The 23,488-nt window shown below is 68.1% G+C and carries 27 protein-coding genes and 1 tRNA gene; 21 read left to right on the top strand and 7 right to left on the bottom strand.

Going from position 1 to position 23,488, the window contains the following annotated elements:
* Positions 1-46: 46 nt before the first annotated feature.
* Complete coding sequence (gene hglS / locus ACHAA3_RS00915) at positions 47-1,456, top strand: 2-oxoadipate dioxygenase/decarboxylase (RefSeq protein ID WP_435707046.1); 1,410 nt, start codon at positions 47-49, stop codon at positions 1,454-1,456.
* An 82-nt stretch (positions 1,457-1,538) separates the two neighbouring features.
* Complete coding sequence (locus tag ACHAA3_RS00910) at positions 1,539-2,657, top strand: Glu/Leu/Phe/Val family dehydrogenase (RefSeq protein ID WP_435707045.1); 1,119 nt, start codon at positions 1,539-1,541, stop codon at positions 2,655-2,657.
* 85 nt (positions 2,658-2,742) lie between these two features.
* Here ACHAA3_RS00910 and ACHAA3_RS00905 read toward each other — a convergent pair whose 3' ends face one another.
* The gene (locus tag ACHAA3_RS00905) at positions 2,743-3,276 is read right to left on the bottom strand and encodes a hypothetical protein (protein WP_435707044.1); all 534 of its coding nucleotides are present in this window, start codon (positions 3,274-3,276) and stop codon (positions 2,743-2,745) included.
* A 299-nt stretch (positions 3,277-3,575) separates the two neighbouring features.
* Positions 3,576-3,647, bottom strand: a tRNA-Arg gene (locus tag ACHAA3_RS00900).
* Between the two features lie 78 nt (positions 3,648-3,725).
* On the opposite strand from ACHAA3_RS00900, the gene ACHAA3_RS00895 reads away from it, so the two are divergent.
* The 3 genes from ACHAA3_RS00895 (at position 3,726) to lysA (ending at position 7,410) form a co-directional block, all read left to right on the top strand.
* Entirely contained in the window at positions 3,726-4,118 is a 393-nt protein-coding gene (locus tag ACHAA3_RS00895; RefSeq protein WP_435707043.1) for a response regulator, read from the top strand.
* A gap of 236 nt (positions 4,119-4,354) precedes the next feature.
* Positions 4,355-6,019, top strand: coding sequence for an arginine--tRNA ligase (gene argS, locus ACHAA3_RS00890; protein ID WP_435707042.1), 1,665 nt, complete (start codon positions 4,355-4,357; stop codon positions 6,017-6,019).
* Positions 6,016-7,410 carry a diaminopimelate decarboxylase gene (lysA, locus tag ACHAA3_RS00885; protein WP_435707041.1) on the top strand — a complete coding sequence of 465 codons (1,395 nt, stop codon included), beginning with the start codon at positions 6,016-6,018 and terminating at the stop codon, positions 7,408-7,410. The genes argS and lysA overlap by 4 nt, the downstream gene beginning before the upstream one ends.
* An 8-nt stretch (positions 7,411-7,418) precedes the next feature.
* On the opposite strand, the gene ACHAA3_RS00880 is transcribed toward lysA, so the two are convergent.
* The 3 genes from ACHAA3_RS00880 to soxR are packed head-to-tail and all read right to left on the bottom strand — an operon-like array spanning position 7,419 to position 9,099.
* Positions 7,419-8,033 carry a M23 family metallopeptidase gene (locus ACHAA3_RS00880; RefSeq protein WP_435707040.1) on the bottom strand — a complete coding sequence of 205 codons (615 nt, stop codon included), beginning with the start codon at positions 8,031-8,033 and terminating at the stop codon, positions 7,419-7,421.
* Between the two features lie 14 nt (positions 8,034-8,047).
* Entirely contained in the window at positions 8,048-8,641 is a 594-nt protein-coding gene (locus ACHAA3_RS00875) for a histone deacetylase (protein WP_435707039.1), read from the bottom strand.
* Complete coding sequence (soxR, locus tag ACHAA3_RS00870; RefSeq protein WP_435707038.1) at positions 8,638-9,099, bottom strand: redox-sensitive transcriptional activator SoxR; 462 nt, start codon at positions 9,097-9,099, stop codon at positions 8,638-8,640. The genes ACHAA3_RS00875 and soxR overlap by 4 nt, the downstream gene beginning before the upstream one ends.
* Positions 9,100-9,162: 63 nt before the next feature.
* On the opposite strand from soxR, the gene ACHAA3_RS00865 reads away from it, so the two are divergent.
* Positions 9,163-9,321 (top strand): hypothetical protein, encoded by a 159-nt coding sequence (locus tag ACHAA3_RS00865; protein WP_435707037.1) that lies wholly within the window; start codon positions 9,163-9,165, stop codon positions 9,319-9,321.
* Positions 9,322-9,384: 63 nt separating this feature from the next.
* Here the strand turns inward: ACHAA3_RS00865 and ACHAA3_RS00860 are convergent, their stop codons facing one another.
* Both ACHAA3_RS00860 and ACHAA3_RS00855 read right to left on the bottom strand, forming a co-directional pair.
* A complete protein-coding gene (locus ACHAA3_RS00860; protein WP_435707036.1) occupies positions 9,385-9,711 on the bottom strand; it encodes an AzlD domain-containing protein in 327 nt (108 codons plus the stop codon).
* Positions 9,708-10,406 carry an AzlC family ABC transporter permease gene (locus ACHAA3_RS00855; protein ID WP_435707035.1) on the bottom strand — a complete coding sequence of 233 codons (699 nt, stop codon included), beginning with the start codon at positions 10,404-10,406 and terminating at the stop codon, positions 9,708-9,710. The genes ACHAA3_RS00860 and ACHAA3_RS00855 overlap by 4 nt, the downstream gene beginning before the upstream one ends.
* 56 nt (positions 10,407-10,462) lie before the next feature.
* Here ACHAA3_RS00855 and ACHAA3_RS00850 point away from each other — a divergent pair, with 56 nt between their 5' ends.
* The 15 genes from ACHAA3_RS00850 (at position 10,463) to atpB (ending at position 23,471) form a co-directional block, all read left to right on the top strand.
* Entirely contained in the window at positions 10,463-11,797 is a 1,335-nt protein-coding gene (locus ACHAA3_RS00850) for a homoserine dehydrogenase (RefSeq protein WP_435707034.1), read from the top strand.
* Complete coding sequence (gene thrC / locus ACHAA3_RS00845; protein ID WP_435707033.1) at positions 11,797-12,855, top strand: threonine synthase; 1,059 nt, start codon at positions 11,797-11,799, stop codon at positions 12,853-12,855. The genes ACHAA3_RS00850 and thrC overlap by 1 nt, the downstream gene beginning before the upstream one ends.
* Positions 12,852-13,745, top strand: coding sequence for a homoserine kinase (gene thrB, locus ACHAA3_RS00840; protein ID WP_435707032.1), 894 nt, complete (start codon positions 12,852-12,854; stop codon positions 13,743-13,745). The genes thrC and thrB overlap by 4 nt, the downstream gene beginning before the upstream one ends.
* A gap of 168 nt (positions 13,746-13,913) precedes the next feature.
* Positions 13,914-15,863, top strand: coding sequence for a transcription termination factor Rho (gene rho, locus ACHAA3_RS00835; RefSeq protein ID WP_435707031.1), 1,950 nt, complete (start codon positions 13,914-13,916; stop codon positions 15,861-15,863).
* Between the two features lie 10 nt (positions 15,864-15,873).
* Positions 15,874-16,677: an adenylate/guanylate cyclase domain-containing protein gene (locus tag ACHAA3_RS00830; protein ID WP_435707030.1), complete on the top strand. Its 804-nt coding sequence runs from the start codon at positions 15,874-15,876 to the stop codon at positions 16,675-16,677.
* 83 nt (positions 16,678-16,760) lie between these two features.
* Positions 16,761-17,243 carry a glutathione peroxidase gene (locus ACHAA3_RS00825; protein ID WP_435707029.1) on the top strand — a complete coding sequence of 161 codons (483 nt, stop codon included), beginning with the start codon at positions 16,761-16,763 and terminating at the stop codon, positions 17,241-17,243.
* A 134-nt stretch (positions 17,244-17,377) separates the two neighbouring features.
* A complete protein-coding gene (gene rpmE, locus ACHAA3_RS00820) occupies positions 17,378-17,599 on the top strand; it encodes a 50S ribosomal protein L31 (RefSeq protein WP_435707028.1) in 222 nt (73 codons plus the stop codon).
* A 133-nt stretch (positions 17,600-17,732) separates the two neighbouring features.
* Positions 17,733-18,791, top strand: a complete 1,059-nt coding sequence (gene prfA, locus ACHAA3_RS00815) for a peptide chain release factor 1 (RefSeq protein WP_435707027.1) — start codon at positions 17,733-17,735, stop codon at positions 18,789-18,791.
* Positions 18,788-19,627 carry a peptide chain release factor N(5)-glutamine methyltransferase gene (gene prmC, locus ACHAA3_RS00810; protein WP_435707026.1) on the top strand — a complete coding sequence of 280 codons (840 nt, stop codon included), beginning with the start codon at positions 18,788-18,790 and terminating at the stop codon, positions 19,625-19,627. The genes prfA and prmC overlap by 4 nt, the downstream gene beginning before the upstream one ends.
* An 11-nt stretch (positions 19,628-19,638) precedes the next feature.
* Positions 19,639-20,181, top strand: coding sequence for a hypothetical protein (locus ACHAA3_RS00805; RefSeq protein WP_435707025.1), 543 nt, complete (start codon positions 19,639-19,641; stop codon positions 20,179-20,181).
* A gap of 43 nt (positions 20,182-20,224) precedes the next feature.
* Complete coding sequence (locus tag ACHAA3_RS00800; RefSeq protein ID WP_435707024.1) at positions 20,225-20,878, top strand: L-threonylcarbamoyladenylate synthase; 654 nt, start codon at positions 20,225-20,227, stop codon at positions 20,876-20,878.
* Complete coding sequence (locus ACHAA3_RS00795; protein WP_435707023.1) at positions 20,878-21,999, top strand: glycosyltransferase family 4 protein; 1,122 nt, start codon at positions 20,878-20,880, stop codon at positions 21,997-21,999. The genes ACHAA3_RS00800 and ACHAA3_RS00795 overlap by 1 nt, the downstream gene beginning before the upstream one ends.
* Complete coding sequence (locus ACHAA3_RS00790; protein ID WP_435707022.1) at positions 21,996-22,394, top strand: hypothetical protein; 399 nt, start codon at positions 21,996-21,998, stop codon at positions 22,392-22,394. Before ACHAA3_RS00795 ends, ACHAA3_RS00790 begins: the two co-directional genes overlap by 4 nt.
* Positions 22,395-22,417: 23 nt before the next feature.
* Positions 22,418-22,612, top strand: a complete 195-nt coding sequence (locus ACHAA3_RS00785; RefSeq protein ID WP_435707021.1) for a hypothetical protein — start codon at positions 22,418-22,420, stop codon at positions 22,610-22,612.
* Between the two features lie 58 nt (positions 22,613-22,670).
* Positions 22,671-23,471: a F0F1 ATP synthase subunit A gene (atpB, locus tag ACHAA3_RS00780; protein WP_435707020.1), complete on the top strand. Its 801-nt coding sequence runs from the start codon at positions 22,671-22,673 to the stop codon at positions 23,469-23,471.
* Positions 23,472-23,488 lie beyond the last annotated feature (17 nt).

The raw sequence follows: 23,488 nt of genomic DNA, 5'->3' as shown, positions 1-23,488 counted from the left end.
GGGACCACCGTGTCCACGATCTCGCACGCAGGAGAGGAAGATCATCATGACGTTTCAGTCCCAGACACACCTGAGAGCTCGGTTCGCCCGCGGTCTCTCACAGATGTACGGCGAGGAGGTGCCGGCCTACACCACGTTGGTCGACGTCTCCGCTGCCGTGAACGAGGACGTCATGGGTCGCCACGGCGCAGCCGGGGAGCGCCTGGGAAGCATTCAGCGGGTCACCGCAGAGCGCCACGGTGCGATCCGGGTGGGCTCGGCTCAGGAGATGGCGCACGTAGCGCGGGTCTTTGCTGCCTTCGGCATGTATCCGGTGGGGTTCTACGACCTCCGTGATGCCTCCACGTCCTCGGTTCCAGTGGTCTCCACCGCCTTCCGCCCGACCGATCCCGAGGAGCTGGCGGCGAACCCGTTCCGCGTCTTCACCTCGATGTTGACGACCGATGACCCCCGCTTCTTCGACGCCGAGCTCCAGCAGCAGCTGCAGGGCTTCGTCGGCGGACGCACTCTGTTCTCGGAGCAGCTCTTGTTGCTGTCGGACGCGGCCACCGAGCGCGGCGGCCTGGAGGAACCTGACGCGGACCGGCTCGTGCAGCTGGCCACGCAGGCGTTCGAGCTCTCCGACGATCCGGTCGATCACACGTGGTACCGACGGCTCGAGGACGTCTCGGCGGTCGCGGCAGACATCGGCGGGGTGGCCACGACCCACATCAACCATCTCACTCCTCGGGTGCTGGACATCGACGACCTCTACGGGCGCATGCAGGCCCATGGCATCGAGATGATCGACGAGATCCAGGGCCCGCCTCGCTGGGACGGCCCGGACGTGCTGCTGCGGCAGACATCGTTCCGAGCCCTCGCCGAGGAACGCACCTTCCTGTTCGAGGACGGAACCGTGGGGCCGACAGACCTGAGAGTGCGATTCGGTGAGGTCGAGCAGCGCGGCATCGCCCTCACCCCGAGAGGCCGAGAGCTTTACGACGTCATGGTGTCCGCGACCGATCGTCGGCTGGCAGCGGGGGAGGGCGGTGGCGTCCGGGCCGAGGTCGCTCGCACGGTGTGGGAGGAGAACCTGCCACGGACCGAGAAGGAGCTGGCGCTGAAGGGCTTGGCGTACTTCACGTACACGCTCGACGAACAGGCCTGGGACACGGCACGCTCCTCCTTCCCCGGCCCACGGGTGGGCCTCACGGACCTCGTGGAGTCCGGCGTGGCGGTGCCGGAGCCGATCGTCTACGAGGACTTCCTCCCACGCTCGGCAGCCGGGATCTTCCAGTCAAACCTCACCGACGAGGGATCTCGAGACGACGCCCAGCGCGCCGTCGAGTACGACCTCGCGACGATGTCGCGGATCGTGGGCCGAACGGTCACCAACCCCTACGACCTCTACCAGCGTCAGCAGGACGACTCCGTCTCCGCGCTCTCGGCGCGGCTGAGTCTCACGATCACCACCTGAGGGCGAGTGCTGCAGTCGCCGCAGTCGCCGTCCACCACCACCAGTCAAGGAGCTGCTCTCGTTGTCTAGTCTGTTCGACCTCATGGACGAGTGGGGTCCGGAGAAGGTCATCGCCGTCAGCGACACCAAGACGGGTATGAAGGGTGTGCTGGTCATTGACAACACATCCCGGGGCGTCGGCAAGGGTGGGACGCGGATGCAGCCCACCGTGGACGTCGAGGAGATTGCCCGTCTAGCGCGGGTGATGACGTGGAAGTGGGCTGTGGTGGACCTGTTCCACGGCGGCGCCAAGGCCGGGGTCCAGGCCGATCCGGAGTCACCGCACAAGGAGGAGATCCTTCGCTCGTTCGTGCGCAAGCTCTCCGGAGAGGTGCCGGCGGAGTACGTCTTCGGCCTGGACATGGGCCTGACCGAGGACGACGCGGCCATCATCAACGACGAGCTGGGTGATCGCGGTGCCTCTGTGGGCACTCCGCACGCGCTCGGCGGGGTGCCGTACGACCAGCTGGGGGTCACGGGCTTTGGCGTGGCCGAGGCGGCCGACGAGGCTGCCGCCCTCCAGCACCTGCGGGGGGCACGAGTGGCGATCCAGGGTTTCGGGGCCGTGGGGCACGCGGCCGCCGCCCGCCTCGACGAGTTGGGCTATCAGGTGGTGGCGATCTCGACAGCTGCCGGCGCAATCGCTGATCCCACTGGACTGGACGTTCCGGCGCTCCTCAGTCGTCGACATGAGGTCGGCGACCACCTGGTCGACGATTTCCCAGACCTTCGCATCGAGCCCGGCGAGGAGCTGTACGTCGACGCCGAGATCGTCGTCCCGGCGGCGCTGCAGGACGTCATCGACGGCAGAGGAGCCAGTGCACTTCGCGCGCAGCTGGTCGTCGAGGGTGCCAACCTTCCGACGAGCCCGCAGGCGCAAGAGATCCTGCGCGAGCGTGGGGTGAGCGTCGTCCCGGACTTCGTGGCCAACGCCGGGGGCGTCGTGAGTGCGGCCTTTGCCATGGAGGCTCGGTACTCGCCCTTCCGGCCCGAGACGGACGCCATCTTCGCAACAGTGTCCGAGAAGCTCCGCGCCAACACCGCCCAGATCTTGCAGGAGGCGCGATCGCGGTCGGTCACGACCCACCAGGCCGCTCGCGCCCTGGCGCAGGAACGGGTTGGGGAAGCCATGCGCCTTCGGGGCAGGTCTCTGCCCCGCTGAGGCGCCGGACTCACTGGCCTTCGGACTGGCGCACGTCGCCCCGGCTGCGGCGCGCCTACGCCGCTTCGTAGAAGCAGACCTCGTGTCAGGTGGGTCCACCATGGGTCGATCTCGGTCCGCGGCGAATGCGTACCGGATCGAGTTGCGCCCGTTGATCGTGAGCTGTGCGGTGCCGTCTGGCGTAAGAGACAGTCACTACGGCGAGCAGTGGGCCCCAGGCCACCAGGGGCAGGTACAAGAACCCGACCAGGTTCGCTCCCGTTGACGTCATATCGGGGTGCGGAATGTGCCACCAGAAGAGCAACTGGGCCCACAAGACGGTCAGAACCAGTGCGCCGGCCGACGCGACCACGACGACCGGCTTTCGTGCGATCGAGCGTCCGCCAAGGTAGGGAACCCATCGCGGAAAGGCGTCCCCCCATGGCTGCACGAGACCAAGGGTGAGGAGCGCGAGCACCTCAGTGAGCACGCTGAGCACCACCAGCGAGATCCACCCCAATCCAGAAACGTTCAGGTTGACCAGACCCTGCTCCGTGTAACCACCCGAGAAGCCCAGGATGAGGGAGAGGCGCCACAAGGCAGATGGCAGAGGTGTCAGCGCTGCGGCATGTGCGGCCACGCGTGCCCACCGGGGCGCCGGTGCGGGTGCGGGGCGTGTCATCGACACGCATCCGGAACGGGCATGAAACCACCGCATCCACACGTGACGTACTCGAGCATCGTCCGAAGGTCTACGCCTGCAAGTCGTTCGGCCACGCCTGACGGGCCGGGGTCTACGCGAGGAGAATGTGTGTTACCTGCGAACTACTCCGCGAACTCACCAACCATCCGGACATCGACCATCAGCCCAGAAAATAGGACATCCCGGACCCGCTGCTGCGGGTTCGGGATGTTTCTCTCTCTCGAGAGATCACCACGTGCCCCCGGCAGGATTCGAACCTGCGCCCCCGCCTCCGGAGGGCGGTGCTCTATCCCCTGAGCTACGGGGGCCTCATGTGTTCGGTATGTCACCGAACCAATGTGACCAACTGCCGTGTGAGCCTACCGCACGGGCAGTACGTTACGAGCATGCCCAGAGTGATGGTCGTCGACGACACGGCGTCCATCCGGATGCTCATTCGCACCAACCTCGAGCTCGCCGGCTTCGAGGTCGACGAAGCGGTCGACGGGCAGGCCTGCCTCGACCAGCTGGCGGAGGCAGCCTCGCTGCCGGACGCGATCACGGTCGACGTCATGATGCCCCGCATGGACGGGTTCACCGCCGTCGCGGCGATCCGCGCCGATCCGCGCACGGCCGACATCGCCGTGGTCATGGTCACCACGCAGAACCATGCCGCCGACATCGCGAGGGCCACTGAGGTCGGTGTCGACTTCTTCCTGGTCAAGCCCTTCGATCCAGAGGAGCTCATCGTCGAGCTGCAGCGAGCGATCGCCGTCAGATCGGACGCTGCGAACTCTTGAGCGGCCGACTCGGCCGTCGTACCGTTGAGGCACACGGAGAGGAGGTGGTCCAAAGAATGAACAGCTCTTGGACAAGTGAGGTGGCTGTCCGCTAGTCGGACGTCCGAACCCCGGACCTGGCTGGTGAACATCAGCAGCCACCCGACCCGCAGGGTGCCGAGTGGTCCGCTCGGCGAACATTCCCTGCGGGTCGCCCATGCCCGGGCGCCGTGTCGGCCTCCCGATAGTGTGGAGTCGTGACTCCCGAGCAGCTGTCCCAGGCGATCGTGACCGCCCTCGCCGCACTGGTCGACGCGGGCGACGTGTCGTTGCCCGACGGCGTTCCGGCGACCGTGACGGTCGAGCGTCCCAAGGTGCGCGACCACGGCGACTACTCCACCAACATCGCTCTGCAGCTGGGCAAGAAGGCCGGCATGAACCCCCGCGAGTTCGCATCGCTGCTGGCCGATCGGCTGGTGGGTACCGACGGCATCGCGGCGGCCACCGTGGCCGGCCCCGGATTCCTCAACATCGGTGTCGACTCCAGCAGCCAGGGCGTTCTCGCCGGTCAGGTCGTCGCGGCAGGCGATGCCTACGGTCACACCACCGAAGGCACCGGCAGCAACGTCAACGTCGAATTCATCTCCGCCAACCCCACAGGGCCCCTCCACCTGGGCCACACCCGCTGGGCTGCCGTCGGTGATGCCATCGCGCGGGTCATCGAGGCCACCGGCGCCACCGTCGCTCGCGAGTTCTACATCAACGACCGAGGTGTCCAGATGGACCACTTCGGTGCTTCGCTGATGGCCCGCGCCCACCACGAGCCCCCGCCCCCGGACGGCTACCAGGGCGAGTACGTCGTGGGCCTCGCCCAGAGGATCGTGGCCGACCAGCCCGACATCGTGCACCTGCCGAATGATGAGCAGATGGTCGCATTCCGCGAAGCGGGCTACGCACTGCAGCGCGCCGAGCACGAGTCCGAGCTGCACGAGCTGAACACCGACTTCGATGTCTGGTTCTCCGAGCGCTCCCTGCACGACAGTGGCGCCGTCGAACGCGCCTTCGACCGGATCCGCGAGCAGGGCCGGTTGTACGAGTCCGAGGGCGCGCTGTGGATGCGCACCAGCGACTTCGGCGACGACAAGGACCGGGTGCTGCGCAAGAGTGATGGCGAGCTCACCTACTTCTCCTCCGACACCGCGTACTACGTCGACAAGCGGGACCGTGGATTCGATTCGTGCATCTACCTGCTGGGTGCGGACCACCACGGCTACGTGGGTCGGCTCAAGGCCATGGCGGCCTGCGTGGGCGACGAGCCCGACCAGCAGCTGCAGGTGCTGATCGGCCAGCTGGTCAAGATCTTCAGCAACGGTGAAGAGCTCAAGCTGAGCAAGCGTGCCGGCATGATCGTGTCCCTGCGTGAGCTGATCGACCTGATCGGCGTTGACGCCCTGCGCTACACGCTGATCCGCTACCCGGTCGACACCCCGTTGACGCTGGACGTCGCCGAGATGACGAAGCGGTCGAACGACAACCCTGTGCACTACGTGCAGTACGCGCACGCACGGCTGTCATCCATCACCCGCAATGCCGCCGACCTCGGGATCGCGGCGGACGCTGACTCCTACGACGCGACGTTGCTGGCGCACGAGCGTGAGGGCGACGTGCTTCGAGCGCTGGCGGAGTTCCCACGCGTCGTCGCGCGGGCGGCCGAGCTGCGAGAGCCCCACCGGGTGGCGCGCTACCTGGAGGACACGGCGGCGACCTTCCACAAGTTCTACGACGTCTGCCACGTGCTGCCCAAGGGCGACGAGGAGATCAGTGACCTCCATCGTGCGCGCCTCGTGCTGGTCGCCGCGACCCGTCAGGTGATCGCCAACGGTCTCACGCTGCTGGGTGTCTCTGCGCCGGAGCGCATGTGAGGTCCCACGAGGCGGGAGCCATCCACGGGCGTGCCGGCGACCGCGGCCCGGCCTGGCTGCGCAACCCCGACGACTCGAACGAGCTGGTGGGTCACCTCTGGGCCCAGAACGTGTCGAAGATCGACGGCGTCCTGACGGTGGCGGGGGAGTCGGCCACCGATCTGGCTGCTGAGTTCGGCACTCCCACCTACGTGGTGGACGAGGACGACTTCCGCGCCCGGGCGCGGGCCTTTCGTGATGCCTTTCCCGATGCCGACGTCTACTACGCGGGCAAGGCGTTCTTATGCGTCGCCACGGCCCGGTGGATTGCCGAGGAGGGGTTGAACCTCGACGTGTGCACCGGTGGCGAGCTCGCCGTGGCACTGTGCGCCCAGGTGCCGGCCGAGCGCATCGGGCTGCACGGGAACAACAAGTCCGTGGCCGAGCTGCGCCGCGCGGTCGAGGCCGGCGTCGGACGGATCATCATCGACTCGGTCGAGGAGATCGGTCGTCTCTCGGCGATCGCCACCGAGCTTGGTCGCACGGCGCAGGTGATGGTTCGGGTGACGGCCGGTGTCGAGGCGCACACGCACGAGTACATCTCGACGTCGCACGAGGACCAGAAGTTCGGGTTCTCGATCGCCGACGGAGCCGCGCTCCACGTGGTGCGGCAGGTCGTGGAGGCTCCCGGCCTCGAGCTGCTCGGTCTGCACTCGCACATCGGCTCGCAGATCTTCGTCACGGACGGGTTCGAGGTCGCCGCCCGCCGCGTGCTGCGCCTCCATGCCCAGATCATCGACGAGCTGGGTGTCACGCCGCCGGAGTTCGACCTGGGTGGCGGGTTCGGCATCGCCTACACGACGCAGGACGACCCGAAGTCGCCGGCGGAGCTGGCGCGCGGGATGCTCAAGATCGTCGACGACGAGTGCGCTGCGCTGGGCGTCGAGGTGCCACAGCTGTCGATCGAGCCGGGTCGGGCCATCGCGGGCCCCTCCACGTTCACGCTGTACGAGGTCGGCACGGCCAAGTCCGTGGGGCTCGATGGCGGTGCCTCGCGGCGCTACGTGTCGGTCGACGGCGGCATGAGCGACAACATCCGACCGGCCCTGTACGGCGCCGACTACTCGTGCACCCTCGCCTCGCGCTCCTCCGACGCGCAGGCGGTGCTCAGTCGCGTCGTCGGAAAGCACTGTGAGTCCGGCGACATCGTGGTCAAGGACGAGTTCCTGCCCAGCGACGTCGTCGCGGGCGACCTGCTGGCCGTGCCCGGAACAGGGGCGTATTGCCGGTCGCTGGCCAGCAACTACAACCACGTCCCGCGTGCTGCGGTGGTGGCGGTCCGCGAGGGTGAGGCCCGCCTGATCGTCCGTCGTGAGACCGAGGACGATCTTCTCGCGCTCGACGTCGACTAGCCGTACAGCTAGGCGGTGACGGTGAGGACTTCTCCGTTGTGTGGCAGCGACCCGTCGAAGGTGACCCGCACAGCGTTGGCATGGTCGATGTCAGGGTTGTCGACTGCTTGGACATGAACGTGGGGCTCGGTGCTGTTGCCGGAGTTCCCGCATCGACCGAGCACGTCGCCCACGTGCACCCGCTGTGCTGGCCGCACCGTGACGCTGCCCTGTTGAAGGTGGCAGAGGGCAACCACCATGCCCTCGCTCTCGATGAGTACATGGTTCCCGGCCAGTGCGGCCCACCCCGCTCGTGCTCGACGCCGCTGGGTGAGCGCGTAGCCGATCGAGGGGAGACCGCGGTACGCGCGATGGTCCGGTTCCGCGTCATGCGTCCTGAGGACGACCCCATGCACGGGTGCCAGCACGTTGCGTCCGAAGCCGGGAAACCGTTCCGGTGGTTCGGGGCGCATGAGGGTGCCCACCGTGATGGAGGCTGTGCGTCCCCGCGCGTCGACGGGGACGAAGTCGATGGCGTACGACGACGCGAATAATGCCGTGCCATGGCTGGGCACCCGGTCTGCGGGGCTGTTCTGCACGAGCCAGCGACCGACGAAGGGGTACCTCAGATCAATGGACGTCATGTGGCCGAGTATGGCTAGAGATCTGGGGCGCGGTCAGCCAGGTACTGCGCGATCTGGTCGTCGGTCCAGTCGCGGGACTCGCGCAGGCCTTCGGCGAGGGTGTGCAGGTAGGCCTGCGACGGGGCGGTGTGGAAGCTGTCGGCGGCCCCGTCGGGGGCGGTGAAGGTCAGGAGCGGACGCTCGTCGAGCGTCCCGACGTCGATCAGGGTCTCGTAGCGGCCGGGGCCCACGGTGTGTCGTCCGTCGGGCAGGGCAGCCGAGACGATCGCGGCGAGGGGATCGTCATCACGGGGGTCGCGGTGCATCTCCTGCGCGGCGATGGCGGCGAACTGCTGCGGTGTCACCAGATGGCCCCGCGCTGCGGTGAAGCCGGGCAGCTGGTGGTCGTAGAAGGCCACGCCGCCGCCCCACTGAGGTGAGCTGCCGGCGAAGTACAAGGTGCCGGGGAGATCGACGGCCACCGAGCGAACCGGGGGGCTGGGGTCGCGAGCCCCCGGATGGGGACGTTCGCCTCCCGGCGGCACCCCGCCCTGGAGGTAGGCGGCGAGCCGCTTCGTCCACATGTTGGATCCGTACGAGACGTACCAGACGTGCCGGTCGGCGTTCACGAGCGGACACGGCCTGTGGTCAGCAGGCGTCGAGGCCCGTCTCCGTCGGTGGCCAGCTCATCGCCCGGGTTGTAGAGCGTGCAGCTGCGCAGCGAGAGGCAACCGCACCCGATGCACCCGTCGAGATCGTCGCGCAGGCGCTGCAGCTGCTCGATCCGGTCGTCCAGATCAGTGCGCCAGCGCTGGCTGAGCCGGGTCCAGTCGGCCTTGGTCGGCGGCCGACCGCTGGGAAGTGAAGCCAGAGCATCGAAGATGTCGGTCAAGGAGATGCCGACCCGTTGCGAGACCCTGATGAATCCGATCCGGCGCAGCACGTGACGCGCGTAGCGGCGTTGGTTTCCCGCGGTCCGGGTGCTCTCGATGAGTCCCTGCCTCTCGTAGAAGTGCAGAGCCGACACGGCCACCCCGGACCGAGATGCCACCTCGCCTGGAGTCAGGAACGCGCTTCGCCCAGCCATGGTGCGACCGTAACCCATCAGGAAGTTGACCTCAACATATGTTCAGGTTGTTGGGTTGAGTCCATGACCTTTTTTCGCCGTCTTCGAACCGCACCACCCCAGGGCGACGCCCACTCCGACGTGGAGTGGGCACAGCGGCGCGCCGCCCATCGCGCACGCCTGGCGCACCAGCAGACGCATCGCCGCGAGCTCGAGCACGAAGGTTTTCGTCGCGACCGGTGAACCGGCAAGGTTGAGTGACGTCAGGCCAAGGCTCTGCGATGAGCGGGTCGGCCTCGAGAGCGATCAGGTGACGGCGCGCAGGATCGCCGTGACGGTCGCGGCCGCGACGACCGCGAGCAGCACCGATCCACGCCGCCACACGATGACCGCCGCCGCCGCGACCCCGACGGTCGACGCGCCAACCGCGAGCCGGGGGCCGTCGGCGAAGACGCTGGTCGCGACCAGGGCCGCCAGCACGGCAGGAGCGGTCAGCACGATCACCCCGCTGAACCGTGCAGGCAGGGCCCGGCCGCCGAGCAGGACAGGACCGAACGACTTGATCGCGGCCGTCGTCACGGCGACTCCCGCGATGGTCCACCAGATCGCGGCGCCCGTCACCGACCCGTTCATGCTGCCCTCCGCCGCAGACCCCAGAAGGCTGCACAGCTGGCAGCGAGGATGGGCACTCCGGCAGGGGTGAACGGGACCAGGGCCAGCGCGATGGCCGCGCCGGCCAGGGCGACACCGATGCGGTCGCGATCGCGCAGCTCGGGGATCAGGATCGCCACGAAGAACGCCGGGTACACCGCGTCGAGACCGAACCGATTGAGATCGCCGATCAGGTCTCCGCCGAACGCCCCGATGATCGTGCCCAGCTGCCACATCAGGAACTGCGGAGCGGTCGTGCCGAACAGCTTCCAGCGGTCGAACGTGCCATCGGGTCGCAACGCCAACGCCCACGACGAGTCGACCACCGTCATGCCCTGCGCCGCCCGCCACGTTCGCCCGCCGGGCAGGGACGGGGCAAGGGCGACGCCCATGGGAAGGAACCGGGAGTTCATCAGGGACGCCGCAGCGATCGCGGCCGCCGGGTTGCCGCCGCCGGCGAGGATCGCGACGGACGCGAACTGTGCTGACCCGGCGAACACGATCAGTGACATGGCGATCGCTGCCCACGCGCTGAAGCCGGTGTCGCGGGCGACGACCCCAAAGGACAGGGACAACAGACCCCCGGCGACCGAGAACGGAAGACCGACCCTGATGCCCTCGATGAACGAAGCCCGTGGATCGGGGCTGTCGACATCGTGTCGATCCGTGCTGGCCACGTCTCAGGATCGCAGACGGGCGACGCGGAGGGTTGCGAGGCCGATACCCTTGCCCGGTGAGTGCCTCATCGCCTGAGTCAGGCTCGTCCGAGTTCGACCGCCCCCTCCGTGTCGCCCTGCTGGGCTGCGGAGTCGTCGGAACCCAGGTGGCCCGACTGCTGACGCGTGACGCCGCCGAGCTCAGCAAGCGCGTCGGCGCGCCGATCGAGCTGGTCGGCATCGCCGTGCGTCGCCTCGGCCGCGAGCGTGATCTCGACCTGCCGGCCGACCTGTTCACGACCGACGCCGCAGCTCTGGTGTCGCGCGGTGACCTCGATGTCGTGATCGAGGTGATCGGCGGGATCGAGCCGGCACGCGACCTCATTCTCTCCGCGCTCAAGCACGGCGCCTCGGTCGTCACGGCCAACAAGGCGCTGCTCGCCGAGGACGGTGCGACCCTGCACGAGGCGGCTCACCAGGCCGAGCGTGACCTCTACTTCGAGGCAGCCGTGGCGGGCGCGATCCCGATCGTGCGGCCGCTGCGCGAGTCGCTGGCGGGTGACTCCGTCGAGCGGGTCCTGGGCATCGTGAACGGCACCACCAACTTCATCCTCGATGCCATGACCACGACCGGTCAGGGCTTCAACGAAGCCCTCGAGGAGGCCCAGCGCCTCGGGTACGCCGAGGCAGACCCCACCGCCGACATCGAGGGCTTCGACGCCGCGGCCAAGGCCGCCATCCTGGCCGAGCTCGCCTTCCACACGCGCGTGACGATCGCCGATGTCCACCGCGAAGGCATCACCGATGTCACCGCGGCAGACATTCGCTCAGCTGCCGACATGGGATGCGTCGTCAAGCAGCTGGCGATCTGCGAGAAGCGCGACACCCCCGGCGGTCCTGCGGTCTCGGCGCGGGTGCACCCCGCCATGATCAGCCGCGACCACCCCCTGGCCAGCGTCCGCGGCGCCTACAACGCCGTCTTCGTGGTCAGCGAGGCCGCCGGTGACCTGATGTTCTACGGTCCCGGCGCCGGCGGTGCACCCACGGCGAGCGCCGTCCTCGGCGACGTGGTCTCCGTGGCGCGCAATCGTCGAGCCGGTGTGTTCGGTCCCGGCGAGTCCACCCACGCCGATCTGGAGGTCCTCGACATCGGGCGGGCCCGCACGAGGTACCACATCTCGATCGACGTCGACGACCGTGCCGGCGTGCTCGCGCAGGTCGCCGGTCAGTTCGCCGAGTTCGACGTCTCGATCCGCACGGTGCGCCAGGAGGGCAGCGGCCTGGACGCCCAGCTGGTCGTGGTGACCCACGAGGCCGACGACGCCGCACTGGCCGCCACGGTCGCCTCTCTGCGGGGACTGGACATGGTGCGCGACGTCAGCTCGGTCATGCGGGTCGAGGGCGGCATCTGATGGCCAGCCCCTGGCGCGGAGTCATCCACGAGTACCGCGACCGCCTCCCCGGCATCGAGAACGTCATCACCCTCGGTGAGGGCGGCACTCCGCTGATCCACTCTCCGTGGCTGTCCAACCTCGTGCACGGTGACGTGTGGCTCAAGGTCGAGGGCGACAACCCCACCGGATCGTTCAAGGACCGCGGCATGACGGCCGCCATCTCCGCCGCGGTCGACGACGGTGCACGAGCCGTGGTCTGTGCCTCCACCGGCAACACCTCAGCATCCATGGCCGCCTACGCCTCGCGCGCCGGTCTGACCCCGATCGTGCTGGTGCCGCACGGCCGCATCGCCGCCGGCAAGATGGCCCAGGCCGTCATGCACGGCGCCGAGGTCATCCAGGTGCGCGGCAACTTCGACGACTGCCTGAACATGTCGCGCGGCCTGGCCAAGGAGTTCCCGGTCGCTCTGGTCAACTCGGTCAATCCGATGCGTCTGCAGGGTCAGAAGACCGCGTCGTTCGAGATCGTCGACCAGATCGGCGACGCCCCGGACCTGCACGTCCTGCCGGTCGGCAACGCCGGCAACATCTCCGCGTACTGGCTGGGATTTCGCGAGTATCACCAGGACGGCCCCGCCACCCGCACGCCCGCGATGTGGGGATTTCAGGCCGCCGGTGCCGCTCCCCTAGTCCACGGTGCACCTGTGATGCACCCCGAGACGGTGGCCACGGCCATCCGCATCGGCAACCCGGCCTCCTGGACGCTCGCGGAGGAGGCCCGTGACGACTCCGGCGGACGCATCGGCTCGGTCACCGACGAGCAGATCCTGTCCGCGCAGCGCGAGATCGCCAGTCGCGAGGGCACGTTCGTGGAACCGGCCTCGGCGGCCGGTGTGGCGGGCCTGCTGGCTGCTGCCGAAGCCGGCGAGGTCGAGCGCGGTCTGCGCATCACGGTCACCGTCACCGGACACGGGTTGAAGGACACCGAGACGGCCCTGAGCGGTTTCGACTCGATCGTCGACTCGGTCATCGACGCCGACGTGCAGGCCGCCGCGAACGCCGCCGGCCTGACATGAGCTTCGTCGACGGACCGGTCACTGTGCGGGTCCCGGCCTCGAGTGCCAATCTCGGACCGGGCTACGACTCGCTCGGCCTGGCGCTGAGCCTGCACGACGAGATCACCGTCGAGGTCACGGGTGCCCACCTGGACATCGACGTGCAGGGTGAGGGAGCCGAGTCGGTCATCCTCGACGAGAGTCACCTCGTGGCCCGCGCGATGCACGCCGCCTTCGACCTGATGGCCGAGACGCCACCCGGTCTTCGCCTGTCCTGCCGCAACCACATACCGCACGGACGGGGACTCGGATCCTCCTCGGCAGCAATCGTCGGCGGGATCTGGGCGGCGCGGGCCGTGGTCGTCGGCGGGATCGAGCGGCTCGACGACGCCGCCGCACTGCAGCTGGCCGTCGATCTCGAGGGGCATCCGGACAATGTGGCGGCCGCGCAGCTCGGTGGCCTCACGATCGCGTGGATCGAAGGAGCTGCCGCCGAGGTCGAGCGGCTGGACACCGACGTCGAGGTCACGGTCTTCGTGCCGCCCACGGCGGTGTCGACCAAGGCAGCGCGCGGTCTCCTGCCGGCTCAGGTGAGCCATGCGGACGCAGCAGCGAACTCGGGCCGCACGGCCCTGTTGATCGCAGCACTCACCACCACGAACCCCACGGGGTTCGACCGCCTGATCTCGGCCACGGAGGACCGACTGCACCAGTCGTACCGCGCCGAGGCGATGCCCGCGTCGTACCAGCTGGTGCGACAGCTGCGTGTCGAGGGAATCCCGGCGGTCATCTCAGGCGCCGGCCCCACTGTCCTGGCCTTCATGCGCGGGATCTCGGACCGTGCGCCAGAGGGGTGGTCCGCGCTCGAGCTCGAGGTCGACCACGGCGGCGCCACCATCGTCGGCACCTGATTGGGCTCCCGTAGCAGCGATCGCAGATGCTACAGTTCGAGGGCCGGAGTCGAGATCTTCTCCCCGGTGACCGCCATGAAATCCAGTCCGTCTTCGACGGGCGCGCCTGACCTCATTCGTGCACGGATCATCCGTCCCAGGCTCATGGCCAACGCAAAGGACCACTACGTGACTGACACACCCACGACCGACAACGCTGCTCCCGCGACCGCTGCCAAGCCCACCCGCCGCACCTCTGGCGGACTGGGAGGCAAGGTGCTCGCCGAGCTGCAGCAGATTGCTTCAGAGCTCGGCATCGACGGTGCCGGCCTGCGCAAGGGCGCGCTGATCGATGCGATCAAGGTGGCCCGCGGCGACGGCCCGCCGGACGAGGCCCCGGCCACGGAGCAGAAGCCCGCAGAGCAGCCCGCCGCCGAGCAGGCGCCCAAGCAACAGGCCCGCAAGCAGCAGTCCAAGAAGGCCGCTCCGAGCAAGACCGAGACGACCGGGGACGAGGGTGGCGCGAGCGAGAAGCCCGCCCAGAACGAGACAGCCAAGAACGAGCCCGGCAAGAACGAGTCCGGCAAGAACGAGAAGGACGAGTCGGCCGCCCGATCCGGTGGGCGCAGGAACCAGCCGAAGCGCGACCAGGCCGGCCAGGACGATGCCGCCCGGAGCGAGGCCCCCCAGGCCGAGGGTGGCAAGAACGATGACGGCAGGAACGACGGCGGTGGCAACGACGCGCGCCAGGACGACGCCAGCAGGGACGACACCAAGAACGAGGGCGGCGGCAACAACCGCAATCGTCGCAATCGCAACCGCCAGAACGACGGTGGCGGCAACGGTGGCGGAAACAACAACGGTACCGGAAACAACAACGGTGGCGGGCGCCAGCAGAACAACGATCAGCAGAACAATGATCAGCAGGGCGGCCCGGACGATGATGACGCCAATGGTCGTCGCCGTAACCGCCGCGGCCGCAACCGCAACAGCCGCGGCATGGAGTCCGAGCCCACCTACTCCGAGGACGACGTCCTGGTCCCGGCCGCCGGCATCCTCGACATCCTTGACAACTACGCCTTCGTCCGCACCACGGGTTACCTGCCGAGCGACAACGACGTCTACGTCTCGCTGTCGATGGTGCGCAAGTGGAACCTGCGCCGCGGCGACGCCGTCACCGGCCAGGTGCGCCAGCCGCGCGAGGGTGAGCGCAAGGAGAAGTTCAACCCGATGGTCAAGGTCGAGTCGGTCAACGGCATGTCGCTGGAGGACTCCTCCAAGCGCGTGGAGTTCTCGAACCTGACCCCGCTGCACCCGACCGAGCGTCTTCGCCTCGAGGGTCAGGCTGGCGGAATGACCGGCCGGGTCGTCGATCTCGTCGCGCCGCTCGGCAAGGGACAGCGTGGCCTGATCGTCTCGCCGCCCCAGTCCGGCAAGACCATGGTCATGCAGCAGATCGCGCGGGCGATCACCGAGAACAACCCCGAGTGCCACCTGATGGTCGTGCTGGTCGATGAGCGCCCCGAGGAAGTCACGGACTTTCAGCGGACCGTCAAGGGCGAGGTCATCGCCTCGACCTTCGACCGGCCGGCCAGCGACCACACCACGGTCGCCGAGCTCGCCATCGAGCGGGCCAAGCGACTGGTCGAGCTCGGCCACGACGTCGTGGTCCTGCTCGACGGCGTCACCCGCCTCGGTCGCGCCTACAACCTGGCTGCGTCGGGAGCCGGACGCGTCACGTCCGGCGGTGTCGATTCCTCGGCACTGCACCCGCCGAAGAAGTTCTTCGGCGCTGCTCGCAACATCGAGGACGGCGGCTCGCTGACGATCCTGGCGACGGCCGCGGTCGAGACCGGCTCGAGTGTCGACGAGCTGATCTTCGAGGAGTTCACCGGTACGGGCAACTGGGAGCTGCGTCTGCGCCGCGAGCTGGCCGATCGGCGCATCTTCCCGGCCGTCGACCTCGCCGCGTCGAGCACGCGTCGTGAAGAAGAGCTCATGGATGACGCCGAGCTCGCCGCGACCTGGAAGCTGCGCCGCGAGGTTGCCGGCGTCACCGCTCAGGAGGGCCTGGAGTCGGTGCTCGGCCGGTTGGCGAAGAGCTCCAGCAACAGCGAGTTCCTGCAGAAGCTCACGTAGGATCCCTCGCATGTCGGCTGGATGGATCGTGGCGGTCGTCGAGGCTGCCACGATCCTGACGCTGGTCGTCCTGCTGGTGGTCGGAGGCGGTCGTCGCCGTGCCCTGCGCGCACGAGTTCGCGAGCTCGAGCGCGGTCGACGTCGTCGGCGATCGGTCCTCTCTCCCGAAGGCGCGGTCAAGGCCGTCTGGGAGACCGCCTCCTTGGTGCGCGACAAGGGGGTCGGGGGCGCGTGGCGCTCGTCGATCAGTGAGATCGCCAACTGGGCCCAGGTGGAGCGACCCGATCTCGTCCGGCTGGCCGGGGTCGACGGGTGCGTGGCGATCGTGTTCTCCGACATCGAGGACTCCACGGCGCTGAACGACCGGCTCGGCGATCGTGCCTTCGTGCGCCTGCTGTCCCAGCACAACGCCATCGTGACCAAGCAGGTCGGCCGCCACCACGGCCAGGTCATCAAGACGCAGGGCGATGGCTTCATGATCGCCTTCGCCGAGGCCGCGCAGGCGACACGCTGCGCGATCGACGTCGAGCGGGCACTGCTCAAGCGGCGAGCCACGCCGTCCATCGTGGTGCGCATCGGCATCCACTACGGCTCGGCGGTGCATCGCGACAACGACATCTTCGGCCGCAACGTCGCGTTGGCCGCTCGGGTCGCCGCCATGGCCGAGGGTGGCGAGATCCTCGTCAGCGGAAGCGTGGCCGACCAGCTTGCCGACATCGAGGAGTTGGACCTGATGCTCACCGAGCCGCGCACGGTGCAGCTGCGCGGCCTGGCCGGCGATCACCTGGTCGCGTCCATCGACTGGGTACCGTGACCGAGATCGGCTCCGGCATCGGTCGAGTCCTGGCGGCGCACTTCAGGTGGTCGGTGTCGGGGGCCCCCTCTACGCTGGAGCGCATGACGACTGCACACGACTTCAGCGCCACCGCCATCGACGGCGCCGAGCGCCACCTGGCCGACTACAAGGGCAAGGTCATGCTGGTGGTCAACACGGCCACGGCCTGCGGCTTCACCCCACAGCTGGAGGGTCTGGAGACGGTCTACCAGTCCTATGTCGACCGTGGGCTGGTCGTGCTGGGCTTCCCCTGCGATCAGTTCGGCAACCAGAACCCCGAGGACGCCGAGGGCACGGCTGCCTTCTGCAGCAAGAACTACGGCGTGACCTTCCCGATGTTCGCCGAGATCGACGTCAACGGCGACGGCGCGCACCCCCTGTACACGTGGCTCAAGACCGAGAAGGGCGGCGTCGGTCCCAGCAAGATCAAGTGGAACTTCACCAAGTTCTTGATCAACGCCGACGGCGAGGTCGTCAAGCGCTACGGCTCGACGACCAAGCCCGAGAAGATCGCCAAGGACATCGAGAAGCTCCTCCCGGCGTGATCGAGCCAGCAGGATGCGGGGAATAACCAGTCGCCGGATTTTGCTCTAGTACCTGCCAACTGGCACCATTCATCCTTGGTCCTGGTTCACGGGCCGCATCCGCGGAACCGACCCAGCACCGCAGAGAGGACATCATGCAGAAGAACATCCACCCCACGTACGGCGACACCCAGGTCACCTGCACGTGCGGCAACAGCTTCACGACGCGCAGCACCTCCGACGAGGGCACCCTCCGGGCTGACGTCTGCTCGGCGTGCCACCCCTTCTACACCGGCAAGCAGAAGATCCTCGACACCGGTGGACGCGTGGCCCGCTTCGAGAAGCGCTACGCCAAGCGCGACACCCAGAAGTCCTAGCGCGATCACAGCGCCGGCCCGCCCCCCTGCACCACACTGGGGGGTGGGCCGGCGTTGTCGTCTGTCCACCTGCGTCGCCCCGCCCCCGTCGACCTTCCGGGTCGATCCCCTCCATTGACTGGAAACAGGTGTCATGTTCGAAGCCGTCGACCAGCTCGTCGCTGAACACGCCGAGCTCGAGCAGCGCATGGCCGATCCTGCGGTCCACTCCGATCCGGCGATGGCCAAGAAGGTCGGTCAGCGCTATGCCGAGCTGTCCGCAGTCGTGCGGGCCTACCGCGACTGGCAGCAGTCGACCGAGGATCTCGAGGCAGCCCGAGAGCTGGAGATGGCCGATGAGGTCGCAGCTCTCGAGGAGCGCATTCCTGCCTTGTCCGCTCGGCTCGAGCACCTGTTGGTGCCGCGCGATCCCGCTGACACCAAGGACGTCCTGCTGGAGATCAAGGGCGGCGAGGGTGGTGAGGAGTCGGCCCTGTTCGCCGGCGATCTGCAACGCATGTATGCCCGGTTCGCCGAGCAGCAGGGGTGGAAGACCGAGATCCTCGACTCCACCGAGTCAGCCCTCGGTGGATTCAAGTCCGTCACCATGGCCGTCAAGGGCAAGGCCAGTGCAGAGCCTGGTGAGTCGCCGTACGCGCGGCTGAAGTTCGAAGGTGGCGTGCACCGGGTCCAGCGGGTTCCCGTCACCGAGTCGCAGGGTCGCATCCACACCTCGGCCGCGGGGGTGCTGGTCCTGCCCGAGGTCGAGGACGTCGACGTCGAGATCCACGACAACGACCTGCGCATCGACGTGTACCGGTCGTCGGGTCCCGGGGGGCAGAGCGTCAACACCACCGATTCGGCCGTCCGCATCACCCACGTGCCCACCGGTGTCGTGGCGAGCTGCCAGAACGAGAAGTCCCAGCTGCAGAACCGAGAGCAGGCCATGCGCATCCTGCGCTCGCGGTTGTTCGACGCAGCGCAGGCGGCGGCCGACGCCGAGGCATCGGACGTCCGCAAGTCCCAGATCCGCACGGTGGACCGCTCCGAACGGGTCCGCACCTACAACTTCCCCGAGAACCGTCTGTCCGACCACCGCACCGGGTTCAAGGCCTACAACCTCGATCAGGTCATGAATGGCGCGCTGGGTGACGTCATCGGATCGTTGGTCGAGGCCGACCTCACCGATCGTCTCGAGCGGATCGGCGAGTGACGCGCGTTCGCACCCAGGCCGAGAAGCTGCTCGAGGGCGCCACGGCCACCCTCACGCACGCGGGAGTGGCCTCGCCGGTTGCTGACGCGCAGTGGCTGTTGTGCCACGTGCTCGGCGTTCCTCGGGCCATGCTGCATCGAGCCTCGGTGGGGGGACCGCAGCGCGACGCCTACCTCGAGCTCGTCGATGCGCGAGCTCGGCGTTTTCCCCTGCAGCACCTGGTGGGGTCGGCCGCCTTCCGCTACGTGGAGGTCGAGGTGGGACCGGGCGTGTTCGTCCCCCGCCCGGAGACCGAGCTGCTGGCCGGCTGGGCGATCGATCAGGTCCGGGACGCCGAGGCTCCGGTCGTCGTCGAGCTGTGCGCGGGGTCGGGTGCGATCTCGCTGGCCATCGTGCACGAGGTGCCTCAGGCCCGGGTCCACGCGGTCGAGCTGGATCTACCGGCCTTCGAGTGGGCGGCACACAATCTGTCGGGCACGGGAGTCGACCTCCGCCTCGGGGACATGGCCGACTCCTTCAACGACCTGGACGGCGCCGTCGACGTCGTGGTGGCCAACCCGCCGTACATCCCGCTCGACGCGTGGGAGTCGGTCGCGCCCGAGGCCCGCGATCACGATCCTGCGCTCTCGTTGTGGTCCGGGGATGACGGTCTGGACGCGATGCGCGTCGTCGAGCGGGTCGCTCGCCGCCTGCTCAGGACCGGGGGAGTGGTGGGCGTCGAGCACGCCGACGCGCAGGGAGAGAGCGCCCCGGCGGTGTTCGTCGATCGCTGGCACGACGTCCGCGATCATCGCGACCTGGCCGACCGGCCCAGGTTCGTGACGGCGACTCGCTAGAGTCGTCGTCTGTGAACGGCGAGTACCTGGCCCTGCTGGGCCTGGCCGTCGCCGTCGGCGTCGGCGCGGCCCTGGTCCCCATCTTCGTCAATGCCGAGGTCTGGGTCGTCGCGATGGCCCTCAAGGTCGACAGCCCGTCGTTCCTCACCGTGCTGATCCTGGTGCACGTCATCGTCACCACCGGCGGCAAGGCGGTGGTCTTCCAGCTCGCACGGGAGGGGACCCGCCGGATCAAGATGGTCGAGCCGAGAACGCCTCGCACCGCCGTCGGATCGCAGGTGCGACGTGTCAATCGCTCCATCGCTCGAACGCGGGCGTTCCAGGCCCTGAAGCGTCTCAACGACTGGTTGATCGGCCTGCTGGACCGCCCCTATGCCGGCGGCTTGACGGCGCTCTTCTCCTCGCTGACCGGGATACCGCCACTGGCGATCGTCACCTTGCTGGCCGGGGCCTCCAAGCAGCCGCTGGCGCTGTTCTTGATCATGGTCTTCATCGGTCGGTTCACGCAGTTCATGGCCATCGCCTTCGTGCTGTACCAGGTCTCCTGGTTCTGAGGTGCCGCGCCGATCGTCGGTGTTGACCCCCTACGATGACGAGGTGCTCTATGACTGCAGTGAGGAAGCCTCGTTCGACGAGGGGCTGCTGGCCGCGCAGTCGGCGTTGGAGGAGGGCGAGCTGATCGTGCTGCCCACCGACACCGTCTACGGCGTCGCGGCCGACGCCTTCTCGCCGCAAGCCGTGCAGCGCCTGCTGGACGCCAAGGGACGCACCCGGCAGATGCCACCGCCAGTCCTGGTCGGCGCACCGACCACGCTGGAGGCGCTCGCGGTGGACATCCCCGGATGGCTGCGTGCGGCCGTGGGCGCGCTGTGGCCCGGTCCGTTGACCGTCATCTGTCACCAGCAGCCGTCGCTGACGTGGGACCTGGGCGAGAGCCACAACACCGTCGCGGTCCGCATGCCCGACGACCGCGTCGCGCTGGCGCTGCTCAAGCAGACCGGACCGCTGGCCGTCAGCAGCGCCAACACCACCGGTGATGCCGCTGCCACCACGGTGGCCGAGGCCGAGGAGATGCTGGGCGAGTCGGTGTCGGTCTACCTCGACGGCGGCCCCGTGTCCTCCGGCCAGCCGTCCACGATCCTGGACGCCACGGGAAGCACCCCGCGCATCCTGCGAGCCGGGCCCATCGGTGTCGACGTCCTCCACGAGTTCAACAACACGATCGAGGAGCCTAGGCAGGGGCGCCACTAGTGCGCGAGTACCTGGTCGTCGCGGGCATCGCGCTCGGGGTGACCTACCTGCTGGCCTCCATCGCGCGATCGGCCGCACTTCACCTGGGCGCGGTGGCCCGAGTCCGTGGTCGCGACGTACACGTGGTGCCCACTCCGTACTTCGGCGGACCAGCCATGCTCGGTGGGCTGCTCGCGGCGTACCTGGCGGCCACCAACCTGCCGTTCCTGTCGCTGGCCGACGAGTCGGTGTTCGGTCCGGTCCGCGGCGTCCTGCTCGGCGGGGCGGTGATCTGCCTCGTCGGGGTCATCGACGACCTGTACGAGCTCGATGCTCTGAGCAAGTTCGCCGGCCAGGTCCTGGCCGGTGTGCTGGTCGTCACCCAGGGCGTGCAGTTCTTGTACCTGCCGCTCTACGGCACGTACCTGGGTCTGGACCGGGCGCAGGCCACCATCTTCACCGTGGTGCTGATCGTGGCCACGGCCAACGCGGTCAATTTCGTCGACGGACTCGACGGGCTGGCTGCTGGCATGGTCGGCATCGGCGCCGTGGCCTTCTTCGCCTACGCGTTCACCCTCGCGGTGCAGAACGGCGAGACGAGGGCCATCGCAGCGGCCATGCTCACGGCCGCACTGGCGGGGGCCTGCCTGGGCATCCTGCCGCACAACTTCTTCCCGGCCCGGATGTTCATCGGCGACTCCGGTTCGATGTTGATCGGATTCGTGCTGGCCTGCTCGTCGATCAGCCTCACCGGGCAGTTCCCGGCCACCAGCCTCGACGAAGGCGTCGGTGGCGCCGAGGTCACGTTCCTGCCGTCCCTGCTGCCGCTGATCCTGCCGTTCACGATCCTGCTGGTTCCGTTCGCGGATCTGGCGCTTGCTGTGGTCCGTCGCACGAGGGCCGGTCGATCGCCGTTCAGCCCCGACAAGATGCACATCCACCACCGCCTGCTCGAGATCGGCCACTCGCACCGCCGTGCGGTGCTGCTGATGTACGCCGCAGCCGGCCTGGTGGCGTTCGGAAGTGTCGTCATCAGCCTGTTCCAGGGGTGGCAGTCCATCGCTGGATTCGGGGTGCTGACCACGCTGACTGCGGCCGCCGTCTTCGTGCTGCCGCGACTCGATGAGAGGGTCGATTCATGAGCCTGCAGAGAGTGGCGCTCCCGGCCCTGGCCGTGGTCGCCGTCGTCGCCGTGGTCTTCGGCGCGACCTCGGGCCCGGCTGCTGCATGGTCGGCGCTGGGTGGGGGGCTGGCCGTGGTGGTGCTGCTTGCCTCGACGCCGATGATCCTCGGCCCCATCGCCCTGGTGATGCCCGGCTTCTCCCTCGCCGCCGCTGTCACCTTCTACCTCACCAAGATCTCGGTCCTGGCCGCCGCGCTGGTCGGCCTGAGCTCGCCGCAGGCGCGCGACGGCGTCGACGCCACGGCACTCGGCCTGGCCGTGATCGCCACCACGCTGGCCTGGACGGCGCTGCTCGTCGTCGCGGAGATACGGGCTCGCCAGCCGATCTACGACCTGCCAGACGACCGCTCGTGAGCCCCTGCTAGATTGCTCACGTCATGAGCGAGACTTCGCCGCCGGTGGATCCTTGGATCTCCTTCAGTCGAATCGTTGCCGGTGTCATCGTCTACGGTGCCGCAGGCTTCGGGCTGGACGCGTGGTGGGACACCTCGTTCATGGTGGGGATTGGAGTGGTGGTCGGTGCCGTTCTCGGTATCTACACCGTCTTCGCCTCGCTACGCATCAGAGCATGACGTCGGCCGTCTTCGGACATGCTGGACCGTGACCACGCCATGAGACAAAGGGTGATGAGTGATCTTCGCTGGACAGGCTGGATTGGGCACCGCTGATCGCGGACCGTACATCCCGAGCCCCTCGAGCTTCGAGATTCCGCCGATGTTCGAGATCGCTGGTCTCGGCATCACCAAGCCGATGCTGCTGCTCGCGCTGTCGGTGCCGCTGATCGCCGGAGTCTTGTGGTCGGCGTCGCGCCACGCTGCCGTCGTGCCCGGCCGACTGCAGTTCGCGGGCGAGATGGCCTATGGCTTCATCCGCACCATCGGTCGCGACAACATCGGCTCCGACCACTTCGTGAAGTTCATGCCGTACCTGGTGTCGGCCTTCTTCATCATCGTGGTGAACAACTACTACGGCCTCATCCCGCTGCTCCAGTTCCCCACCTTCTCGCGCATCGGCTTCACGGCGGCCATCGCCCTGTTCACCTGGCTGCTGTACAACGGCGTGGGCATCGCCAAGCACGGTGTTCTCGGCTACTTCAAGCTGCAGACCATGCCCGCTGGCGTCGGCGGGCCGATCCTGTTCGTGCTCGTCCCGCTGGAGTTCTTCTCCAACATCATCGTGCGCCCCTTCACGCTGGCGCTGCGACTCTTCGCGACCATGTTCGCGGGTCACCTGCTGCTCATCCTCTTCTCGATGGGCGCGGCCTACCTCGCCTTCGACCTCGGCGGTCTGTACATCCTGGCCGGCATCGGCTCGGGCATCATGTTCATCGCCATCGGCTTCCTGGAGATCCTGGTCATGTTCCTCCAGGCGTACGTGTTCACCCTGCTGACCGCCATCTACGTCGGTGGAGCGCTCGCCGACGAGCACTGACCGGGCTCCCGCCGCGG

The sequence above is a fragment of the Aeromicrobium sp. CF3.5 genome (assembly GCF_051262695.1).
Lineage (GTDB): Bacteria > Actinomycetota > Actinomycetes > Propionibacteriales > Nocardioidaceae > Aeromicrobium.
Note: the sequence above shows the minus strand (reverse complement) of the source record. Positions and strands in the feature narration are given on the sequence as shown.